Raw genomic sequence first — 19199 nt, 5'->3', positions numbered from 1 at the left:
AGGCAAGGCCCCGGTTTCAGTACTTGAACCCGGGGCTTTTTTCATGGCGCGGCGGGTGATTCCGCTATTAACGCCGGCCCTGACAGCTGCAGCAGGTGCTCCCTGACCGCGGGCGGCCACGGCGCCACCAGTTCCGCCAGGCGCGGGGCATCGCTCGCGAACAAGGCGCGCGACGCTTCTTCGAAGCCGGGCAAGTCTCCCGCCAGTTCGTGCATGAAGCGGTAGGCCGAGTCGCGTGCTTCGCGCCGGCTGTCGGCGCCGCGGGCATCGCGCGAAGCGTGTTCGACCAGTTTGCGCAGCGCCACCGAGGCGCCGCCAGGCTGCGAGCCCAGCCAGTCCCAATGGCGCGGCAGCAGGGTCACTTCACGGGCAACCACGCCCAGCTTCGGGCGCCCGGCGGAGCGCAGCGGCGCGCGCGGCAGCCGTTGCAGCACCTCTTCTTCAGTTCCCGTGAAATTGATGTCGACCGGGCGGCTGGTCTCGAGGTCGAGAATCGCGACCGAGCGGTCGCTGCCTGCGTCGAGCGCTGCCTTGGCAGCCTTGACGACGTCGATCAAGAGACCTTTGGCCAGCAGTTCGGTTCCGGCAAAGGCGATGCAATGGGTCGGCAACATGGGGTTTCCTCTCAAGTGTTATGCGCCGCCCGCGAAATCGAGGGCACCGGTTAATATTACCCGGATAAAAATCCAGGCGCAATAACATCCGGGTAAAATCTCGCAAAAACCCTACTTGTCGAGCATCGCCGCGACCTTGTCGGTCACGTCGGTGGCAGGCCGATGCCAGATCGTGCGCGTCAGTACCAGGTCGACGCGCAGCTGGCTGGGCAGTGCCAGGACGATGTTGTGAATCCGCTTGACGAGAACATCGCGTTCGGCTGCGTTGCGTTCGGCAAAGTCTTCAGCCATCTGCGCCTGGGTGCGCCGCACCTCGCGTTCGAGTTCGCCGACGGCACGCTCGCGCATCAGATACTCGCGGTCGTTCATGGTCGACGCGTCCCTGGCGAATTTGTCCGACATCTCGCGCAACTGGCGCAACTGGGCTTGCACCCGCAGGCGGCGCGGCGCGAACTCCTTGTCGATCCTGGCGGCCGCGGCGCGCGCGCTGGGCGAGTCGATCAGCAGGCGCTCGACGTTGACGACGGCGACCCGTACCTCGGCTGCGCGTCCGCCATCGCGTGCCATCGACAGGGCAGGGTAAGCCAGGCCTCCGAGGGCCAGGCAAAGCGCCGCCAACTGTTTCGGATACGACCAGGCCGGGGCGCGCGACCCGCCGCGGGTGGCGTGTGAATAAAGCGACTTCATGTGCGGTCTTTCAGGGTATTAAGTGCCGGATTGCACGATGTTATCACCGCAAGGGCACTATGGATCGACCCATCAGCCGCATTCGCCGACATATTGGCAATTGTCGCAGCGGGTGCAGCCCTCGGCCTTGCGCAGCGCCCGCGCGCCGCATTCCGGGCACTTCAAGGCGGCGACGCCGGACGGCTGCCGGTCCTGGGGCGGTGCGGCCTCGACTGGCGCCAGCGCTTCCAGCGCCTCCTGCGTTGCCGCCCGCGCCGCCAGTTGCCTGGCCAGTTCAGGCACCGGCATGCCATTGCCCTGGGCATCCAGGAAACCCCGGTTGATGAGGATTCGTTGCAGCATGAAGCCGACGGCGGCCGCTTCCGAGTCGTGGAAGACCGGTACCCGGACGCCATCCTCGCGCACCAGGCTGCCGCAGCGCACCGGCCCCTTTTCCCAGACCACGTCGCGCATGTCGGCCAGGGCCTTGGCGAGCGGCCCGCCGGCCCGCGCCAGCATCGACAGCAGCCGCATCGACGAAGTAATCCATTGCTGGCCCTCGGTGCGCTGGCCGGCCGGCATGAAGAACTCGAAGGGGCGCTCGATCGTGACTGGCACGCCCTCGTGCACGCCTTCGACGCGGATGAAGCTGACCGTCAGGTAGAGGGTGCGGCGTCCCTCCTGGGTCGCGTACTCGATCTTCGAGGTCACCGATTCGAGTTCCCCGAGCGGGCGGCCTTCGAAACGCTTGCGCAGCGGGTCCTCGTCCGGCGCGCTTTCTTCACCTACGCTGCCCAGCACGCTGCCCAGCAGCGTGTTCGGCCGGTAGGTCGCCAACCCCTTCAGTCCGGCGCGCCAGGCTTCCAGGTACAGGCCGCGGAAATCGTCGTAGGGATAGTCGGCCGGCACATTGACCGTCTTCGAGATCGCCGTATCGACAAAGGGCTGGACGGCCTCCAGCATGCGCAGGTGGTCCATCGCCTGCATCTGCAGGGCAGTGACGAAGGGTGGCGGCAAGTCCCCGTCCGGGCGGGCTTCGGGATGCCGGCGGCGGTACAGGCGCCAGGCGTGGTCCTCGACCTCGTAGGCGCGCGTCGTATCGTCCGGCATGCGTTTCTTGCGCTGATAGGTCCAGGAATAGGCCGGTTCGATGCCGTTCGAGGCATTGTCGGCAAAGGCCAGGGAAATGGTGCCGGTCGGCGCGATCGACAGCAGGTGCGAATTGCGGATGCCATGCGCCCGGATCGCCTCGCGCAGCGCCTGCGGCAGGCGCGCCACGAAACGGCCTTCCAGGTACTGCGTGGCGTCGAACAGGGGGAAGGGACCTTTTTCACGGGCCAGCTCGATCGAGGCGGCGTAGGCGGCGTCGCGCAGGGTTTCGGCGATGCGCGCCGCCAGCGCCCGCCCTTCCTCGGCGTCGTAGCGCAGCCCGAGCATGACGAGGGCGCTGCCCAGGCCCAGGAAGCCCAGTCCGACGCGGCGCTTGGCCCGCGCCTCCCCCGCCTGCTGCGGCAGCGGCCATTGGGTAGCGTCGAGCACCAGGTCGAGCATCCGCACCGCGACCGCCACCACCTCGCGCATGCGCTCCATATCGAAACGCGCTTGCGTGCTGAAGGGCTGGTCGACGAAGGCGGTGAGGTTGATCGAGCCGAGATCGCAGCAGCCGTAAGCAGGCAGCGGCTGCTCGCCGCAGGGGTTGGTGGCACGCAGCTGCTCGCAATACCAGAGGTTGTTTTCGCCGTTCATGTGGTCGATGAAGAGCACGCCCGGCTCGGCATGGTCGTAGGTCGAGGCCATGATGCGGTCCCACAGCGCACGGGCGGACACGCTGCGGTACACCCATAGGCCGTCCGCTCCTTGATGTGCGCCGGCTTCCAGTTGTTCTTCGCCGGGCGCGGCGCGGTGCACCAGGTCGAAAGGCGCATCGGCTTCCAGCGCCTGCATGAAGGCGTCGCTGACGCCGACCGAGATATTGAAATTCGACAGGCCGCCCTGGTCCTTGGCGGCGATGAAGCGTTCGATGTCGGGGTGGTCGATACGCAGCACGCCCATCTGGGCGCCGCGGCGGGCGCCGGCCGACTCTACCGTCTTGCACGAGGCGTCGAACAGTTCCATATAGGACACCGGGCCCGAAGCGCGCGAGCGGGTGCCGTGCACCACGGCCCCGAAGGGGCGGATGGCGGAGAAATCATAGCCGACGCCGCCGCCGCGGCGCATCGTTTCGGCCGCTTCCGACAAAGCCGTGTAGATGCCGGGCAAGCCATCCTCGACGCCGGTGACCGAGTCGCCGACCGGCTGCACGAAACAATTGATGAGGGTGGCCTTGAGATCCAGGCCGGCGGCTGAATTGATGCGCCCGCCGGGAATGAAACCCTGTTCCTGGGCCCACAGGAAACGCGCGGCGAACTCCTCGCGGCGTGCATGCGGCTCGAGCGCGGCCAGCGCCTGCGCCACGCGCCGGCGCACTTCGGCAATCGAAGTCTCGCCGCCTTTCGCGTATTTTTCGAGCAGCACGTCGAGCGAGACTTGCTGGGGCGGGAGTGGCGTGCCGAGCAATTTGTCGTTGGCATTCACGGCGCCGCCTCCCGATTCAGGTCACATGAACGCCGGGGATCAGATTGTCGGCGCCGTGTCTGTCGAACCGGTCGAACCCGTGAACGCGGTCGAGCCGGTGGATCCCGTCGATGCTGTCGATCCCGTAAAAGCCGTCGAGCCGGACGACCCTGTGAAGACCGTTGCGCCTGACAAGGGCGCCGAACCCGTCAGCCTCGCTTCCAGTTCGGCCACGCGCAGCTCGAGCGCTTCGAGTTTCGCGCGCGTCTTTGCCAGCACCTGGGCCTGAATGTCGAATTCCTCGCGGGTCACCAGGTCGAGCTTGGAAAAGCCCTGGGTCATCATCGCCTTGACATTGCGCTCGATGTCCTTGGCCGGCGAGCTGTCGATCGCCTGGTTGATTTTGCCCTGCAAGTCATTGAAAAAATTGTTCATAGCGGTTCATCCTGGTAATGCCGGCCTGCGCACCAAGACGGTGCGTCGCGAGCAGGTTTGGTGCGTCGTGACGCGCCACCGGGCCGGCACGCACGTATTTATGGTTGCTGGAACCAGAAATGGGGCGGATGGGCGAAAAATCAAGCACATGCGGCGTGATTTTGGCCACATCGGGCGCTGGCACGCATTCTGCTAATAGAAGGTGAAACAAGATTGTAAACCATCCGTCCATCTGTTCCATTTCAAGGGGATTTCAGCATGAAGAGCAAACCAGCAAGCAAGGGAGCATACAAGACGGCGGCTTTCGCACTGGCCATGATGGGCTGCGGCATGGCAGCCGCGCAGGAAACGCCGGAGCACGCTTTTACCTATAACGCGGCCCTGAGCAGCGAATACCGCTACCGCGGCCTGTCCCAGACCCGCTTCGACCCGGCGCTGCAGGGCGGCGCCGACTACACCCACAGCCCCAGTGGTTTCTATGCCGGGACCTGGTTGTCGACGATTAAGTGGACCAAGGACCTGGGCGGCGACGGCAATGTGGAAGTCGACCTCTACGCGGGCAAGCGCGGCCAGCTTTCCGAGATGATCAGCTACGACGTCGGCGGCCTGTATTACTGGTATCCGTCGAACGACCTGAACCCCGACGCGAACACCTTCGAACTGTACGGGCAGATCGGCGTCGGCCCGGCCTACCTGAAGTATTCGCACGCCACCACCAACCTGTTCGGCACGCCCGACAGCAAGCAAAGCGGCTATCTCGACCTGGGCGCGAACCTGCCCGTCATGGAAGGCCTGGTGCTGAACCTGCACGTCGGCCGCCAGCGCGTGAAAAACAATGGCGGTCTTTCGTACAACGACTACAAGGTCGGGCTGACCAAGGACCTGGGCTTTGCCAGCGTATCCCTGGCCTGGATCAAGGCCGACACCGACAGCTACCTGAGCCCTCAGGGCCGCAACCTGGGCAAGTCGGCCGCCGTGCTGTCCGTATCGAAAACTTTCTGAAAGGGGAAATGCGATGAAACTGATTACCGCCATCATCAAGCCCTTCAAGCTCGACGAAGTGCGCGAGGCCCTGTCGGACATTAACGTGCACGGCATGACGGTGACCGAAGTCAAGGGCTTCGGCCGCCAGAAGGGCCATACCGAGCTCTATCGCGGAGCCGAGTACGTGGTCGACTTCCTTCCCAAGATCAAGATCGAAGCGGCGGTGGACGATGCCGTCGTCGACCAGGTGATCGACGCCGTCCAGGGCGCTGCCCGCACCGGCAAGATCGGCGACGGCAAGATCTTCGTCTCCGACCTCGGCCAGGTCATCCGTATCCGTACCGGCGAAACCGGCAACGACGCATTGTAAGGGGAGCAGAATGAACCGAACCATCATCAAAATCCTGGGCGCCATGCTGGCGCTGGGCCTGTCCCTGCCGGCCCTGGCCGCCCCCGCCATCAACAAGGGCGACACTGCCTGGATGTTCGTCGCCACCTTACTCGTGATCATGATGTCGATCCCGGGCCTGGCACTGTTCTACGGCGGCCTGGTGCGCGCCAAGAACATGCTGTCGGTGCTGCTGCAGATCTTCATGATCTTCTCCGTCGTCATCGTGCTCTGGTGCCTGTACGGCTATTCGCTGGCATTTACTGGCGGCAGCCCCTTCATCGGCGGTTTCGACCGCGCCTTTTTGAACGGCATCTACGATCCGGCCGCCGGCGTGTTCAGCATGGCCGCCACCTTCAGCAAGGAGACGATGATCCCGGAATTCATCTTCGTGGCTTTCCAGGGCACATTCGCCGCCATTACCTGCGGCCTGATCGTCGGCGCGTTTGCCGAGCGCGCGCGCTTTGCCGCGGTGCTGCTGTTCGTCGTGCTGTGGTTCACCTTCGCCTATATTCCGGTGGCGCACATGGTCTGGTTCTGGGCCGGCCCGGATGCGATAAAGGATGCCGCCACCCTGGCATCGGTCACGGCGGACGCAGGCTGGCTATGGCAAAAAGGCGCGCTCGATTTCGCCGGCGGCACCGTGGTGCACATCAATGCGGCAGTTGCCGCCCTGGTCGGCGCCTATGTGATCGGCAAGCGCACCGGCTATGGCCGCGAGTCGATGGCGCCGCATTCGCTGACCATGACCATGATCGGCGCTTCCCTGCTGTGGGTCGGCTGGTTCGGTTTCAATGCCGGCTCGGCACTGGAAGCGGGTGACATCGCCGCGCTCGCTTTCATCAACACGCTGCTCGCTACCGCCGCCTCGACGGTGGCCTGGACCCTGGGTGAATGGCTGACCAAGGGCAAGCCGTCGATGCTGGGCGCGGTCTCGGGCGCCGTGTCGGGCCTGGTCGCCATTACCCCGGCCTGCGGTTTCGTCGGTCCGATGGGCGCGCTCGTCATCGGCCTGGTTGGCGGCATCGTCTGCCTGTGGGGCGTGAATGGCCTCAAGCGCATGCTGCGCGTCGACGATTCGCTCGACGTGTTCGGCGTGCACGGTGTCGGCGGCATCGTCGGTGCGCTGCTGACGGGCGTGTTCGCTTCGCCCCAGCTGGGCGGGCAGGGGATCTGGGACTATGTCACCAACAAGCCGTCGGCCGACGTGTATTCGATCGGCCACCAGGTCTGGGTGCAGGCCCAGGCGGTGGGCGTGACCATCCTCTGGTCGGCGATCGTCGCCTACCTCGCCTTCAAGCTGGTGGACATCACCATCGGCCTGCGCGTGCCGGAAGAGCAGGAACGCGAGGGCCTGGACCTTACCAGCCACGGCGAAAAGGCGTACCATTCGTGATATCCGCTGGTCGGGACGGAAAGGGCGCCCTGCGGGGCGCCTTTTTTATGCATCGAGGCTTTAAAATAGTGTCATTGCCCCAAGATAAGGGCACTCATTGCCAAGAAGCCCGTTTCAAGGGCCTGATAAGGACGTCCACTCCATGGTTCCGCACCTCGCTACCGCCCTGACCGGCCCGCTGCTTGATTTAGAAAAGAAAATTCTCGACGCCACGCCGGCCATCGAGCGCTGGTTCCGCCTCGAGTGGCAGGAGCACACGCCGCCCTTCTATTGCTCGGTCGACCTGCGCAACGCCGGCTACAAGCTGGCGCCGGTCGACACCAACCTGTTCCCGGGCGGCTTCAACAACCTCGCCACCGAGATGCTGCCGCTGACCGTGCAGGCGGCAATGGCGGCGATCGACAAGTACTGCCCGGACGCGCGCAACCTGCTCCTGATCCCGGAAACGCAAACGCGCAACCCGCACTACCTGCAAAACGTTGCACGCCTGATGCAGATCTTCCGCCAGACCGGCCTGCACGTGCGCCTCGGTTCGCTGTCGCCGGAAGTGACCCAGCCGACGCCCCTCGCCTTACCGGACGGGAACATGCTGGTGGTCGAGCCGCTGGTGCGCTCGCCGAACGGACGGCGCCTCGGCCTGGCCGATTTCGACCCGTGCACGATCCTGCTGAACAACGACCTGTCGAGCGGCATTCCCTCGATCCTGGAAAACATCCACGAGCAGTCGCTGCTGCCGCCGGTGCACGCCGGCTGGGCGGTGCGCCGCAAGAGCAACCACTTCAAGGCTTTTGATGAGGTGGCCAAGAAGTTCGGCAAACTCATCGACATCGATCCGTGGATGGTCAATCCGCTGTACGCCAAGGTAAGCGAGGTCGACCTGGCGCACGACCAGGGCACCGAGGCGCTGGCCGACGCGGTGTCGGCGCTGCTCTCGAAGATCAAGAAGAAGTACAAGGAATACGGCATGAAGGAACAAAAACCCTTCGTGATCGTAAAGCCCGACGCCGGCACCTACGGCATGGGCATCATGACCATCAAGGACGCCAGCGAAGTGCGCGACCTGAGCCTCAGGCAGCGCGAAAAGATGTCGGTCGTCAAGGATGGCCTTGCGGTGACCGACCTCATCGTGCAGGAAGGCGTGCCGACTTTCGAGAACATCGACGACGCGGTGGCCGAGCCGGTCGTGTACATGATCGACCGCTACGTGGTCGGCGGCTTTTATCGCGTGCACGCCGAGCGCGGCATCGACCAGAACCTGAACGCGCCGGGATCGCAGTACGTGCCGCTCGCGTTTGCCCAGCAGCACGCGATGCCGGACCTGCGCGCCAAGCCGGGTACGGCGGCGCCGAACCGGTTCTACGTGTATGGCGTCGTGGCGCGCCTGGGCCTGCTGGCGGCTTCGCTCGAGCTGGAACGCACGGATCCGAATCCCGAAGTGTATTGATGGCCGTGCATGGGGCCGGTGGTGTCAGGCGCCACCGCGGCCGCCTGTCGATTGTTGCGCTGGTGCTGGTGCTGCTGGGCGCCGGCATGTCGTGGGCAGCAGGGACCTGGCTGGTGTCGAGCACGCCGCGTGTGGTTCCCGTGCCTGGCGATGTGCGCGTACAGAGCGTTTCCCTTCCCCTTCCCGATGATCGTGGCGTCAAGCGCACCGTGCACGGCTGGTTCGTGCCCGGCGCCGGCAAGGGCGCCATCCTGCTCCTGCACGGCATCCGCGCCGACCGCCGCCAGATGCTGGGCCGCGCCCGCTTTCTGGCGGCGTCCGGTTACGCCGTCTTGCTGATCGACCTCCCTGGCCAGGGTGCAAGCAATGCGCCGACGGTCACCTTTGGCCTGAGGGAAGCCGACGGCGTACGGGCGGCGCTGGCCTGGCTGCGCGGGCAGGCGCCTGGAGAGCCGCTGGGCGTGATCGGCGTGTCGCTCGGCGCGGCATCGTTCATGCTGTGCGCGAGCTGCGCGCAAGTCGATGCGCTCGTGCTCGAATCGATGTATCCGAGCATCGAGGAAGCCGTCGAGGACCGCCTCCGTATGCGCGCCGGAATCCTGGCCACGCCGCTGTCGAAGCTGCTGCTGTGGCAGTTGCCGCTGCGCCTGAACATCCAGCCCGCCCAGCTGCGCCCGATCGACGCGATGGCGCGCCTGCGCATCCCGGTGCTGGTGGCCTCAGGCGACCAGGACAGCCATACGACGATCGTGGAAACCCGGCGCATTTTTGCTGCCGCACCGGAACCGAAGGTGTTGTGGGAAGTGCAGGGTGCCGCCCATGTCGACCTGCACGGCTTCGCGCCGCGCGAATACGAAGAGCGCATCGGGCGCTTCCTGGCGCGCAGTTTCCAGCACCGGCACCAATATCAGCACACGGCGCTGCACTAGTGCGCAGGGTGGAGTCCCGACTCCAGGCCATCGTACGCATGCGATCGGGCTCAGCGCTCCTTCTGCACCATGTAGATGAAATGCGAGCGCAGCGGCGGCGCCAGGGCCGCAAGCAGCTCGCTCACCAGCGCCGGCAGTGCGGCCAGGGCGCGGCCGATAGGCGGGGCCAGCAGCAGGGTCTGGTATTGCTGGCGCTGGCCGGGCCAGAAACTGTCGAGTTCGGCGTGCGTGAGCTTGCGCACATGCGGGTTGCGCGGGTTGTTGTAGCGGAAGTCGAACACCAGGCACCAACCGCCGGGTTTCAGCACGCGCCACATGTCGGCCGCCAGGCGTTGGCGGATATCGGGGTCGAGGACCGAGGACAGCACAGTCTGCGCGCTGACCAGGTCGGCGCTGGCGGCCGGCAGGGCGGACAGCGCGCCGCAGTGCCAGCGTACGCCGGACGCGGTGCGCGGGGCGGCCAGGTCGAGACGGTCTTGCTGGAGTTCGGTGCCGGTGAGCTGGGCGGGCATGGCGCCCCAGTCGATGAGCTGGCGCAGGAAGCCGCCGGTGCCGCAACCGACATCGATCACGGATAAGCGGCCGAGGTCGGTCCCGACGGTGGCGGCAAGCATGCGCGACAGGACGCGGGTGTACATCGCGTCCTGCACCACGATGTCGGGCCGGTGCCAGGCATATCGCGCCAGCGCCGCGCCGCCGTGCCAGCCGCGGTACACACGGGCGATGCGGTCCTGTTCCGCCTGTTCATCGAGTTGAGCGTCCATGCCACCATGGTCGCGCGCCTGGCAACGCGCACATTTGCGCACCCTCATGCCTCGGTTCGATCCAGGCCAATTTGCTTCCGAGCATCTTATGCTCCGTGGAATTAATCCAGCCCAGCATGGGCTTGAGGGCCCCAGCCGCGCCGGTTCGGGATTCCGGCTAAAATCGAGGGCATTCATCCACTGGACCCACCATGAAAATCGCCTTCCTCGCCGATCCGCTCGCCGGTTTCAAGATCTACAAGGACTCGACTTTTGCCATGATGCGCGAGGCGGCGCGGCGCGGCCATGCCATCTATGCCTTCGAGCAGCGCCACATGGCCCTGGAAAATGGTGTCGTCAGCGCCGAGGTGGCGCGCATCCACCTGACGGGCGAGCAGGACCCGTGGTACCGCGCGGATGCCGCGATCGACACGCCCCTGGGCGAGTTCGACGCCATCATCGAGCGCAAGGACCCGCCCTTCGACATGGAATACGTGTACGGCACCTATCTGCTGGAATTGGCCGAGCGCCAGGGCGCGCAGGTATTCAACCGCCCCTCGGCGATTCGCGACCACAATGAAAAGCTGGCGATCGGCCAGTTCAGCCAGTTTACCTCGCCGACCCTGGTCACCTCGTCGGAAGGACGCTTGCGCGCCTTCCACGCCGAACATGGCGACGTGATTTTCAAGCCGCTCGACGGCATGGGCGGCACCGGCATCTTCCGGGTCCGGCAGGATGCGCTGAACCTGGGCGCGATCATCGAAACGCTGAGCGACTACGGCAAGCGCACGATCATGGTGCAGAAGTACATCCCCGAGATCGTCAAGGGCGACAAGCGCATCCTCGTCATCGGCGGAAAACCGGTGCCGTTCACGCTGGCGCGCATCCCGCAAGGCACCGAAGTCCGCGGCAACCTGGCCGCCGGCGGCCTCGGCGTGGCCCAGCCGATCACCGCGCGCGACCGCGAGATCGCCGAGGCCCTTGGCCCATTGCTGGCCGAGCGTGGCCTGTTGCTGGTAGGATTGGATGTGATTGGCGATTTCCTCACGGAAGTCAACGTCACCAGCCCGACCTGTTTCCAGGAAATCACCGACCAGACCGGTTTCGACGTGGCCGCGATGTTCATCGATGCGGTCGAGCAAGCGACAAAAAGCTGAGTCAGAAGTCAACGAACAAGTAACCCGAAAGACAGCACATGGTAGGTATCCTGCTCCTCACCCACGCACCACTGGGTCAGGCATTCATTGCGGCGGTCGCGCACGTGTTTCGCGGGCCGACCGAACTCTTCGAGGCGATCGACGTCGCCGCCGACGAGGACACGCAGGCCGTCAACCTGCGCGCGCGCGACGCGATCCTGCGCCTGGACGAAGGCGATGGCGTGCTCGTCATCACCGACATCAAGGGCGGCACGCCGGCCAATTGCTGCAATTCGCTGGCCCTGGCCGGCCGGGTGGAGGTGATTGCCGGGATCAGCCTGCCGATGCTGCTGCGTGCGATTACCTATCGCCGCGATACCCTCGACGTGGTGGTGGAAATGGCGCTGGCCGGCGCTCAGAACGGCGCCGTGCGGGTCGACAACCGGATTCGGGTCTAAGAAAAGAAAACGAGAACATGATTCAACAAGAACTTGAGATCATCAACAAGCTGGGCCTGCACGCCAGGGCGTCGGCCAAACTCACCCAGATGGCCGCCAGGTACAAGAGCGACGTCTGGCTCACCCGCAATGGCCGTCGCATCAACGCCAAGTCGATCATGGGCGTGATGATGCTCGCTGCCGGCAAAGGGGCAAAAGTCACGCTGGAAGCGGACGGTCCGGACGAGGGCGATGCCATCGACGCGCTCACCGGCCTCGTCAACGATAAGTTCGGCGAAGGCGAGTAATGCCGGAATCCGGCCGCTACCGTTCGGGACCGTCGATGGCTTCGTTCACGCTCCATGGCATCCCGGTGTCGCGCGGGATCGCGATCGGCCGGGCGCACCTGCTCACGCCTGCGGCGCTGGACGTCAAGCACTACCTGGTGCCGGTGGAGCAGCTCGAAGCCGAAGTCAGGCGCCTGCAGGACGCGATCGCCGAAGTGCACCGCAACCTGCAGGAGCTGTGGACCGACCTGCCGAAGGACGCGCCGACCGAACTGGGCGCCTTCATCGACGTGCACGCCCTGATCCTGTCGGACCCGATGATCTCCGAGGCGCCGCTCGACATCATCCGTAGCCGCCACTACAACGCCGAGTGGGCGCTGGTGACCCAGATCGATGAGCTGTCGAGCCAGTTCGACGAAATCGAAGACCCCTACCTGCGCGAGCGCAAGCACGACATCCAGCAGGTGGCCGAGCGCGTGCTGAAAGTCCTGATGGGCACCGCCCTGTCGGTGCCGCCGGTGCTGGCCGGCGACGAAGGCTACCAGCCGCAGATGATCGTGGTCGCGCACGACATCTCGCCGGCCGACATGCTGGCCTTCCGCGACCGCGGCGGCGAATCGCGTTCCTTCACCGGTTTCGTCACCGACGTCGGCGGCCAGAATTCGCACACGGCGATCGTGGCGCGCTCGCTCGACATCCCGGCCGCGGTCGGCATGAGCCAGGCCTCGCGCCTGATCGAGCAGGACGACTGGCTGATCGTCGACGGCGACGCCGGCGTGGTGATCTGCAATCCCAGCCCGCTGGTGCTGGATCAGTACCGCGCGCGCCAGCTGGCCCTGGTCAAGGCCAGGAAGCGCCTGCAGAAACTGAAAAAAACGCCGGCCGTCACCAAAGACGGCACCGCGATCCGGCTGATGGCCAACATCGAGCTGCCCGACGACTGCCCGCATGCGCTGGACGCCGGCGCCACCGGCGTCGGCCTGTTCCGCTCGGAGTTCTTGTTCATGGGACGCGGCGCCCAGGGCCTGCGCATCCCCGACGAGGACGAGCAGTTCGAGCAGTACCGGCGCGCCGTGGTGGCGATGAAGGGCCGCCCGGTGACGATCCGCACCCTGGATGTGGGCGCCGACAAGCCGCTCGACCCGACCGAACACACGGCCCTGAACCCCGCGCTCGGCCTGCGCGCGATCCGCTACTGCCTGGCCGAGCCGCAGCTGTTCCTGACCCAGCTGCGCGCGATCCTGCGCGCCTCCAGCTACGGCAAGGTGCGCATCCTGATCCCGATGCTGGCGCATGCCTTCGAGATCGACCAGACCTTGAGCATGCTCGAGCAGGCCAAGGCGCAGCTGCGCGAACAGAACATCAAGTACGATCCGGCAGTGGAAGTGGGCGCCATGATCGAGATCCCGGCCGCGGCGCTGTCGCTGCCGATGTTCGTGCGCCGCATGAACTTCCTGTCGATCGGCACCAACGACCTGATTCAATACACGCTGGCGATCGACCGCGTCGACTATGAAGTGGCGCACCTGTACGACCCGCTGCACCCGGCCATCCTGCAGCTGATCGGCATGACGATCGCCGCCGGGCAAAAGGCCGGCATCGATGTCGCCGTCTGCGGTGAAATGGCGGGCGACACCCGCCTCACGCGCCTGCTGCTGGGCATGGGCCTGCGCGAGTTTTCGATGCATCCGGCGCAGCTGCTGTCGGTGAAGCAGGAAATCCTGAATGCCGACCTGACCCAGATCGCCCCCCGAATGCGGCGCGTCATGCGCTCGATGGAGCCGGACGACATCGCCGAAGCGGTCGAACAGCTGCAGCTCAACTAGTACGTGTAAAAGCAAAAATAAAGCCTCATGGGATCCATCGGAACCGTCTCACCCTCCACGATGCAGTTCGCCGAGCCGCTGCGCCTGCAAAGCGGCGCGCACATCGGCGACTACACGCTCATGTACGAAACCTACGGCACCCTGAACGCCGCGCGCTCGAACGCGGTGCTGGTCTGCCACGCCCTGAACGCCTCACACCATGTGGCGGGCACCTATGCGGACGAGCCGAAAAGCGCCGGCTGGTGGGACAACATGGTCGGGCCGGGCAAGCCGCTCGACACCGACCGCTTCTTTGTCATCGGCGTCAACAACCTCGGTTCCTGCTTCGGTTCGACCGGCCCGATGCATGTCAATCCCGCCACCGGCAAACCCTATGGCGCCGCCTTCCCGCTGCTGACGGTGGAAGACTGGGTGGCGGCGCAGGCGCGCCTGGCCGACCGTCTCGGCATCGAACAATTCGCCGCCGTGATGGGCGGCTCGCTCGGCGGCATGCAGGCGCTTTCCTGGAGCATCATGTTTCCAGAGCGGCTGCGCCACTGCATCGTGATCGCCTCCACACCAAAACTGTCGGCCCAGAACATCGCCTTCAACGACGTCGCGCGCCAGGCCATCCTGACCGACCCCGACTACCACGGCGGCGATTTCTACGAGCACAAGGTGGTGCCGAAGAACGGCCTGAAAGTGGCGCGCATGGTCGGCCACATTACTTACCTGTCGAACGACGACATGGCCGAGAAATTCGGACGCAAGCTGCGCAACGCGGCCGAGTCCCGGGGCGCCGGCCGTTCCGAGTACAAATTCGACTTCGGCGTCGACTTCGAGATCGAATCCTACCTGCGCTACCAGGGCGACAAGTTCTCGGAGTACTTCGATGCCAACACCTACCTGCTGATCACCAAGGCGCTCGACTATTTCGACCCGGCGCGCGAGCACGGCGGCGACCTGACCCGTGCGCTGGCCGCCACCCGGGCCCAGTTCCTGATCGCTTCCTTCACCACCGACTGGCGCTTTTCGCCGGAGCGCAGCCGCGAGATCGTCGAAGCGCTGATTTCGAACCGGCGCCGCGTCACCTACGCCGAGATCGACGCGCCGCACGGGCACGATGCCTTCCTGCTCGAAGACGCGCGCTACATGGGCGTGGTGCGGGCCTATTACGACCGCATCTGGGAAGAAGCCGCGGCAGGGGAGGGGGCATGAATTTCGAAGACCTGAGCACGCTGCGGCCCGACCTGGCTTTCATCGCCCACTGGGTCGGCGAGCGCTCGCACGTGCTGGACGTGGGCTGCGGCGACGGCGCCATGCTGCGCTACCTGGAAAAGGGCAAGGCCTGCACCGGCTACGGCATCGAGATCGCCGACGACAAGGTACTGGAAAGCACGCGGCGCGGCATCAGCGTCATCCAGCACGACATGGAGCAGGGCCTCGGCCTGTTCGGCGACAATTCCTTCGACACGGTGCTGTGCCTGTCGTCGCTGCAGATGATGCTGCACGTGGAAGCCCGATTGCGCGACATCGTGCGCGTCGGCAGCGAGGCGATCGTCTCGTTCCCGAATTTCGCCTACTGGCCGCACCGGGTCGCGCTGCTCAAGGGCCGCATGCCGGTCTCGCGCACACTGCCCTACCAGTGGTACGACACCCCGAACGTGCGCTATGCAACCATCGTCGACTTCAAGGAACTGGCCGAGGAGTGCGGGCTGGAAGTGCTGGACTGCGTGGCGCTGGCGGACGGCAAGCCGGTGAGCTTCCTGCCGAATCTGCGCGGGAGCCTGGCGGTGTTCAGGCTGCGTAAAAAAGCGAAGCGCAGCTCGGGTTGATGACGCCCCTTATCGTGCGTACCCCAAGCGCCCTTTTCTGCGACCATGCTGTTGATAAAACAGCACTTTGGTATCCAACATGAAAAAACTCAAACATCTCGCCTTCTGTATCGCGCTGCTCTCGACCTTTGGCACGGCCCAGGCCCAGAAAGGGCAGGTCGTCCAGGACGGCATCGCCGTTGAGCCGCTGTCGCGCACGCGCGTGCTCGTCCCGGAAGCGCAGCTCAACGAGGCCGCGGCCCAGCAGTATCAACAGATGATGTCGCAGGCGCAGCAGAAGGGCGTACTGGTAGCGGCTTCCGACCCCCAGCTCAAGCGTCTGCGCGGCGTCGCCCAGCGCCTGATTCCGCACACGCCGCGCTGGAACGCGTCCGCCAGGAACTGGAACTGGCAGGTCAACCTGATCGACAATCCACAGGTGAACGCCTTTTGCATGCCAGGCGGCCGGATCGGCTTTTTCACCGGGATCATCAATCAGTTGAAGCTCACCGACGACGAAATGGCCGCCATCATGGGCCACGAAATCGCCCACGCATTGCGCGAGCATGGCCGCGAGCGCATGGCCAAGACCGGCGTCGTGTCGGCCGGATCACGCATCGTTGGCGGCCTCGCCTCGGCCGTCTTCGGCATCGACCCGAGCATCACCAACACCGTCACCGGCATGATCGGCCAGGGCGTCGTCCTGAAGTTTTCACGCGACGAAGAACGCGAGTCGGACCTGGTGGGCCTCGATATCGCCGCCCGCGCGGGCTACGACCCGCGTGCGGGCATCGCGCTGTGGCGCAAGATGGGGATGCTGAACAAGAGTGCGCCACCCGAATTCATGTCGACCCATCCGGGCGGAGAGACCCGCATCCGGGACATGGAAAAGCACATGAACGTGCTGCTGCCGCTGTACGCGCGCAGCAAGGGCACCACGGTCAACCGCCTGCCGGCCTATCGCACCAACGTCGCGCTGAAGTAAGCGAGGCCGCATGGGCCGCCAGGCCGAAGCCAATGCCCACGTGCCGCTGCCGGTGCGGCGCGGGGTTGCGCCCAGCTACCTGTGGGTGACGGAGACCCTGCCCGGCGGCATGCTGCGCTTTCTGGCCGAACGCTTCCCCGACGTCGCACCGGCATCCTGGGCCGGGCGCCTGGAGCGGGGCGAAGTGGTCGATGCGCTTGGCCAGCCGCTGCAGGCCGGCAGCCATGTCCGCAAGGGCATGCGCATCTGGTATTACCGCGAGCTCGACGAGGGAGAGACCCCGATCCCGTTCAAGGAGCAGGTCCTGTTCCAGGACGAACACCTGCTGGTGGTCGACAAGCCGCATTTCCTGCCGATGATCCCGACCGGGCGCTTCCTGCACGAGACGCTGCTGGTGCGCCTGAAAGCGCAGTTCGCATTGCCGCACCTGACGCCGATCCACCGCCTCGACCGCGAAACGGCGGGCGTGGTGATCTTTTCGCACAAGCTGGAGACGCGCGGCCGCTACCAGTCGATGTTCCAGAAGCGCGTGGTACGCAAGACCTATGAGGCGCTGGCCGGCCCGATTCCAGGGCGCAGCCTGCCGTTCACCTATCGCAGCCGGATGGTCGACGGCGACAAGTTCTTCGTGATGCGCGAAGTTGAGGGCGAGCCGAATTCGGAGACGCGCATCGAAGAACTCGAGCGCCGCGGCGACATCGTGCGCTACCGCCTGCACCCGCATACCGGCCGCAAGCACCAGCTGCGCCTGCACCTGGCCTCGCTCGGCGCGCCGATCCTGAACGACGCTTTCTACCCGGTGGCGCTGCCCTGCAAGGGCGACGATTTCTCGGCGCCCCTGCAACTGCTGGCGCGCTCGATCAGTTTCGACGATCCGTTGACGGGCGAGGCGCGCACGTTTACCAGCGAACGCATGCTGGAATGGCCTGTGTAAATGCCTACAGGTGGTAATCGATGATCAGTGGCGCGTGGTCCGAAAACCGCTCGTCCTTGTAGACCGACACCGCATGCGCCTTGGCCGCGATGCCAGGCGTGGCCACGTGATAATCGATGCGCCAGCCGACGTTCTTCGCCCATGACTGGCCGCGGTTGCTCCACCAGGTGTAGTCGGGGGCTTCCGGCGCCACCACGCGGTGCACGTCCACCAGTCCCAGCTCGTCGAAAATGCGCGTCATCCACGCGCGCTCTTCGGGCAGGAAGCCCGAATTCTTCTGGTTGCTCTTCCAGTTTTTCAGGTCGAGTTCCTTGTGCGCGATATTCCAGTCGCCGCAGATGACCACTTCGCGGCCCTCGGCCTTCAGCTGCTCGAGGTGCGGCAGGAAGGCTTCCATGAAACGGAACTTGGCCAGCTGGCGCTCGGGCGAGGACGATCCGGATGGGGCGTACAGCGAAATCACCGTCAGGTTGCCGAAATCGCAGCGGGTGTAGCGGCCTTCGGCGTCGAACTCGGGGCAGCCGAAGCCGATGCGCTGCGTGTCGGGCGCGCAGCGGCTATACACGCCGGTGCCCGAATACCCCTTCTTTTCGGCATAGTGAAAATGGCCGTGGTAACCGTGCGGACGCAGCAGCTCCTCGGTCATGTCGGCTTCCTGGGCTTTCAGTTCCTGGACGCAGATGAAGTCGGCATCGGCGCTGGCAAGCCAGTTGAAAAAGCCTTTTTTGTGGGCGGAACGGACGCCGTTCAGGTTGGCGGAAATAATTCGTGGCATGGGGGTGTAAGAAGAGGGTGGAGCCGGAGGGATTAAAATACAGCCACTTTTTTATTTTGGGGTCATCGTGAACAATTTGCGCCAACAGTTTATCGCTTTTTCGGTCTCGACGGGAGTGCTCAAGTTCGGCGAGTTCACCACCAAGGCGGGCCGCCAGTCGCCGTATTTCTTCAACGCCGGCCTGTTCCACGACGGCGCCACGCTCGGCCAGCTGGCCCAGTTCTATGCCCAGACCCTGCTCGACTCCGGCGTCGACTTCGACATGCTGTTCGGCCCCGCCTATAAAGGCATCACCCTGGCCAGCGCCACCGCCGTCGCGCTGGCCGGCAAGGGCCGCAATACCTCCTACGCCTACAACCGCAAGGAAGCCAAGGACCACGGCGAGGGCGGCACCATCGTCGGCGCGGGCTTGAAGGGCAAAGTCGTCATCGTCGACGACGTCATCTCGGCCGGCACCTCGGTACGCGAATCGGTGGCCATGATCCGCGCTGCCGGCGCCGAACCGGCGGCCGTGTTGATCGCACTCGACCGCATGGAGCGCTCGGGCAAGGAGGGCGCTCTGTCGGAGGGATCGGCGGTGCAGGCGGTGGCCGAGGAATTCGGCATCCCGGTGATTTCGATCGCCAACCTGGAGGACCTGTTCGCTTACCTGTCAGGGGAGCAAGCGGGGGCCGAGCTGGGACAGCACAAGGATGCGGTGGCCGCGTATCGCGCGCGTTACGGGGTATAAGGCACGGGCATAAAAAAACCGAAGCAATTGAACTGACCCCAATAAGTTGGACACCAACTTATTGGGGTTTTTTCATGTCGAAGTACTCGGAGCAGTTCAAGCTAGCCGTTGTTGAGCAGTACCTGGCCGGCCCATTGGGATTTC

The 19199-nt window shown here is 65.0% G+C and carries 20 protein-coding genes and 1 pseudogene; 14 read left to right on the top strand and 7 right to left on the bottom strand.

The genetic code is table 11. From position 1 onward, the window contains the following. Nucleotides 1-41: 41 nt before the first annotated feature. The 5 genes and pseudogenes from AC56KZ_RS20605 to AC56KZ_RS20585 form a co-directional block, all read right to left on the bottom strand. The gene (locus AC56KZ_RS20605) at nucleotides 42-614 is read right to left on the bottom strand and encodes a DUF2239 family protein (protein ID WP_497164040.1); all 573 of its coding nucleotides are present in this window, start codon (nucleotides 612-614) and stop codon (nucleotides 42-44) included. A gap of 111 nt (nucleotides 615-725) precedes the next feature. Continuing rightward, nucleotides 726-1301: an OmpH/Skp family outer membrane protein gene (locus AC56KZ_RS20600; protein WP_497164039.1), complete on the bottom strand. Its 576-nt coding sequence runs from the start codon at nucleotides 1299-1301 to the stop codon at nucleotides 726-728. Nucleotides 1302-1373: 72 nt separating this feature from the next. Then, entirely contained in the window at nucleotides 1374-3854 is a 2481-nt protein-coding gene (locus tag AC56KZ_RS20595; RefSeq protein WP_497164038.1) for an adenosylcobalamin-dependent ribonucleoside-diphosphate reductase, read from the bottom strand. A 189-nt stretch (nucleotides 3855-4043) separates the two neighbouring features. After that, nucleotides 4044-4268: pseudogene (locus AC56KZ_RS20590) on the bottom strand (accessory factor UbiK family protein); the annotation flags it as partial. Next, complete coding sequence (locus AC56KZ_RS20585) at nucleotides 4249-4509, bottom strand: hypothetical protein (protein WP_497164037.1); 261 nt, start codon at nucleotides 4507-4509, stop codon at nucleotides 4249-4251. The pseudogene AC56KZ_RS20590 and the gene AC56KZ_RS20585, both read right to left, overlap by 20 nt. Nucleotides 4510-4526: 17 nt before the next feature. Between AC56KZ_RS20585 and AC56KZ_RS20580 the strand changes: the two genes are divergently transcribed. The 5 genes from AC56KZ_RS20580 to AC56KZ_RS20560 all read left to right on the top strand — a co-directional run bounded on the left by AC56KZ_RS20580 (nucleotide 4527) and on the right by AC56KZ_RS20560 (nucleotide 9409). Continuing rightward, nucleotides 4527-5270 (top strand): TorF family putative porin, encoded by a 744-nt coding sequence (locus AC56KZ_RS20580; protein ID WP_497164036.1) that lies wholly within the window; start codon nucleotides 4527-4529, stop codon nucleotides 5268-5270. A 13-nt stretch (nucleotides 5271-5283) separates the two neighbouring features. Further along, entirely contained in the window at nucleotides 5284-5622 is a 339-nt protein-coding gene (locus AC56KZ_RS20575; protein ID WP_497164035.1) for a P-II family nitrogen regulator, read from the top strand. A 43-nt stretch (nucleotides 5623-5665) separates the two neighbouring features. Next, complete coding sequence (gene amt, locus AC56KZ_RS20570; protein WP_497164048.1) at nucleotides 5666-7036, top strand: ammonium transporter; 1371 nt, start codon at nucleotides 5666-5668, stop codon at nucleotides 7034-7036. Between the two features lie 142 nt (nucleotides 7037-7178). Then, nucleotides 7179-8480 carry a glutamate--cysteine ligase gene (gshA, locus tag AC56KZ_RS20565; RefSeq protein ID WP_497164034.1) on the top strand — a complete coding sequence of 434 codons (1302 nt, stop codon included), beginning with the start codon at nucleotides 7179-7181 and terminating at the stop codon, nucleotides 8478-8480. After that, on the top strand, nucleotides 8480-9409 hold the full coding sequence (locus AC56KZ_RS20560; protein ID WP_497164033.1) for an alpha/beta hydrolase: 930 nt from the start codon (nucleotides 8480-8482) through the stop codon (nucleotides 9407-9409). The genes gshA and AC56KZ_RS20560 overlap by 1 nt, the downstream gene beginning before the upstream one ends. Nucleotides 9410-9459: 50 nt before the next feature. Here AC56KZ_RS20560 and AC56KZ_RS20555 read toward each other — a convergent pair whose 3' ends face one another. Continuing rightward, nucleotides 9460-10173 carry a class I SAM-dependent methyltransferase gene (locus AC56KZ_RS20555; RefSeq protein ID WP_497164032.1) on the bottom strand — a complete coding sequence of 238 codons (714 nt, stop codon included), beginning with the start codon at nucleotides 10171-10173 and terminating at the stop codon, nucleotides 9460-9462. A 191-nt stretch (nucleotides 10174-10364) separates the two neighbouring features. On the opposite strand from AC56KZ_RS20555, the gene gshB reads away from it, so the two are divergent. The 8 genes from gshB (at nucleotide 10365) to AC56KZ_RS20515 (ending at nucleotide 17550) form a co-directional block, all read left to right on the top strand. Next, nucleotides 10365-11309 carry a glutathione synthase gene (gene gshB, locus AC56KZ_RS20550; RefSeq protein ID WP_497164031.1) on the top strand — a complete coding sequence of 315 codons (945 nt, stop codon included), beginning with the start codon at nucleotides 10365-10367 and terminating at the stop codon, nucleotides 11307-11309. Between the two features lie 38 nt (nucleotides 11310-11347). Continuing rightward, on the top strand, nucleotides 11348-11746 hold the full coding sequence (locus tag AC56KZ_RS20545) for a PTS sugar transporter subunit IIA (protein ID WP_497164030.1): 399 nt from the start codon (nucleotides 11348-11350) through the stop codon (nucleotides 11744-11746). Nucleotides 11747-11763: 17 nt separating this feature from the next. Next, on the top strand, nucleotides 11764-12033 hold the full coding sequence (locus tag AC56KZ_RS20540; RefSeq protein WP_497164029.1) for an HPr family phosphocarrier protein: 270 nt from the start codon (nucleotides 11764-11766) through the stop codon (nucleotides 12031-12033). Between the two features lie 35 nt (nucleotides 12034-12068). After that, nucleotides 12069-13838, top strand: coding sequence for a phosphoenolpyruvate--protein phosphotransferase (gene ptsP, locus AC56KZ_RS20535; protein ID WP_497164047.1), 1770 nt, complete (start codon nucleotides 12069-12071; stop codon nucleotides 13836-13838). A 27-nt stretch (nucleotides 13839-13865) separates the two neighbouring features. Next, nucleotides 13866-15035, top strand: a complete 1170-nt coding sequence (gene metX / locus AC56KZ_RS20530; protein WP_497164028.1) for a homoserine O-succinyltransferase MetX — start codon at nucleotides 13866-13868, stop codon at nucleotides 15033-15035. After that, a complete protein-coding gene (gene metW / locus AC56KZ_RS20525) occupies nucleotides 15032-15652 on the top strand; it encodes a methionine biosynthesis protein MetW (RefSeq protein WP_497164027.1) in 621 nt (206 codons plus the stop codon). Before metX ends, metW begins: the two co-directional genes overlap by 4 nt. A 79-nt stretch (nucleotides 15653-15731) precedes the next feature. Beyond that, on the top strand, nucleotides 15732-16616 hold the full coding sequence (locus AC56KZ_RS20520; protein WP_497164026.1) for a M48 family metallopeptidase: 885 nt from the start codon (nucleotides 15732-15734) through the stop codon (nucleotides 16614-16616). Nucleotides 16617-16626: 10 nt separating this feature from the next. Then, nucleotides 16627-17550 (top strand): pseudouridine synthase, encoded by a 924-nt coding sequence (locus tag AC56KZ_RS20515; protein ID WP_497164025.1) that lies wholly within the window; start codon nucleotides 16627-16629, stop codon nucleotides 17548-17550. Between the two features lie 4 nt (nucleotides 17551-17554). Here the strand turns inward: AC56KZ_RS20515 and AC56KZ_RS20510 are convergent, their stop codons facing one another. Further along, nucleotides 17555-18325 carry an exodeoxyribonuclease III gene (locus tag AC56KZ_RS20510; RefSeq protein WP_497164024.1) on the bottom strand — a complete coding sequence of 257 codons (771 nt, stop codon included), beginning with the start codon at nucleotides 18323-18325 and terminating at the stop codon, nucleotides 17555-17557. A gap of 67 nt (nucleotides 18326-18392) precedes the next feature. Between AC56KZ_RS20510 and pyrE the strand changes: the two genes are divergently transcribed. Next, nucleotides 18393-19055, top strand: a complete 663-nt coding sequence (gene pyrE / locus AC56KZ_RS20505; RefSeq protein WP_497164023.1) for an orotate phosphoribosyltransferase — start codon at nucleotides 18393-18395, stop codon at nucleotides 19053-19055. The last annotated feature ends 144 nt before the right edge of the window (nucleotides 19056-19199 follow it).

Source organism: Telluria sp. LT2P34 (assembly GCF_059685915.1).
The sequence above is the reverse complement of the archived record's forward strand: the minus strand, read 5'-3'. Positions and strand labels throughout refer to the sequence as shown.

What these genes read in the sequence shown, in the direction of transcription:
- AC56KZ_RS20540 (WP_497164029.1), top strand. Translation starts at nt 11,764, where the DNA reads ATGATTCAACAAGAACTTGAGATCATCAACAAGCTGGGCCTGCACGCC.
- AC56KZ_RS20520 (WP_497164026.1), top strand. Translation starts at nt 15,732, where the DNA reads ATGAAAAAACTCAAACATCTCGCCTTCTGTATCGCGCTGCTCTCGACC.
- AC56KZ_RS20545 (WP_497164030.1), top strand. Translation starts at nt 11,348, where the DNA reads ATGGTAGGTATCCTGCTCCTCACCCACGCACCACTGGGTCAGGCATTC.
- amt (WP_497164048.1), top strand. Translation starts at nt 5,666, where the DNA reads ATGCTGGCGCTGGGCCTGTCCCTGCCGGCCCTGGCCGCCCCCGCCATC.
- metW (WP_497164027.1), top strand. Translation starts at nt 15,032, where the DNA reads ATGAATTTCGAAGACCTGAGCACGCTGCGGCCCGACCTGGCTTTCATC.
- AC56KZ_RS20605 (WP_497164040.1), bottom strand. Translation starts at nt 614, where the DNA reads ATGTTGCCGACCCATTGCATCGCCTTTGCCGGAACCGAACTGCTGGCC.
- AC56KZ_RS20510 (WP_497164024.1), bottom strand. Translation starts at nt 18,325, where the DNA reads ATGCCACGAATTATTTCCGCCAACCTGAACGGCGTCCGTTCCGCCCAC.
- AC56KZ_RS20580 (WP_497164036.1), top strand. Translation starts at nt 4,527, where the DNA reads ATGAAGAGCAAACCAGCAAGCAAGGGAGCATACAAGACGGCGGCTTTC.
- gshA (WP_497164034.1), top strand. Translation starts at nt 7,179, where the DNA reads ATGGTTCCGCACCTCGCTACCGCCCTGACCGGCCCGCTGCTTGATTTA.
- metX (WP_497164028.1), top strand. Translation starts at nt 13,866, where the DNA reads ATGGGATCCATCGGAACCGTCTCACCCTCCACGATGCAGTTCGCCGAG.
- AC56KZ_RS20600 (WP_497164039.1), bottom strand. Translation starts at nt 1,301, where the DNA reads ATGAAGTCGCTTTATTCACACGCCACCCGCGGCGGGTCGCGCGCCCCG.
- AC56KZ_RS20560 (WP_497164033.1), top strand. Translation starts at nt 8,480, where the DNA reads ATGGCCGTGCATGGGGCCGGTGGTGTCAGGCGCCACCGCGGCCGCCTG.
- AC56KZ_RS20575 (WP_497164035.1), top strand. Translation starts at nt 5,284, where the DNA reads ATGAAACTGATTACCGCCATCATCAAGCCCTTCAAGCTCGACGAAGTG.
- gshB (WP_497164031.1), top strand. Translation starts at nt 10,365, where the DNA reads ATGAAAATCGCCTTCCTCGCCGATCCGCTCGCCGGTTTCAAGATCTAC.
- AC56KZ_RS20585 (WP_497164037.1), bottom strand. Translation starts at nt 4,509, where the DNA reads ATGGAACAGATGGACGGATGGTTTACAATCTTGTTTCACCTTCTATTA.
- AC56KZ_RS20515 (WP_497164025.1), top strand. Translation starts at nt 16,627, where the DNA reads ATGGGCCGCCAGGCCGAAGCCAATGCCCACGTGCCGCTGCCGGTGCGG.
- ptsP (WP_497164047.1), top strand. Translation starts at nt 12,069, where the DNA reads ATGGCTTCGTTCACGCTCCATGGCATCCCGGTGTCGCGCGGGATCGCG.
- AC56KZ_RS20555 (WP_497164032.1), bottom strand. Translation starts at nt 10,173, where the DNA reads ATGGACGCTCAACTCGATGAACAGGCGGAACAGGACCGCATCGCCCGT.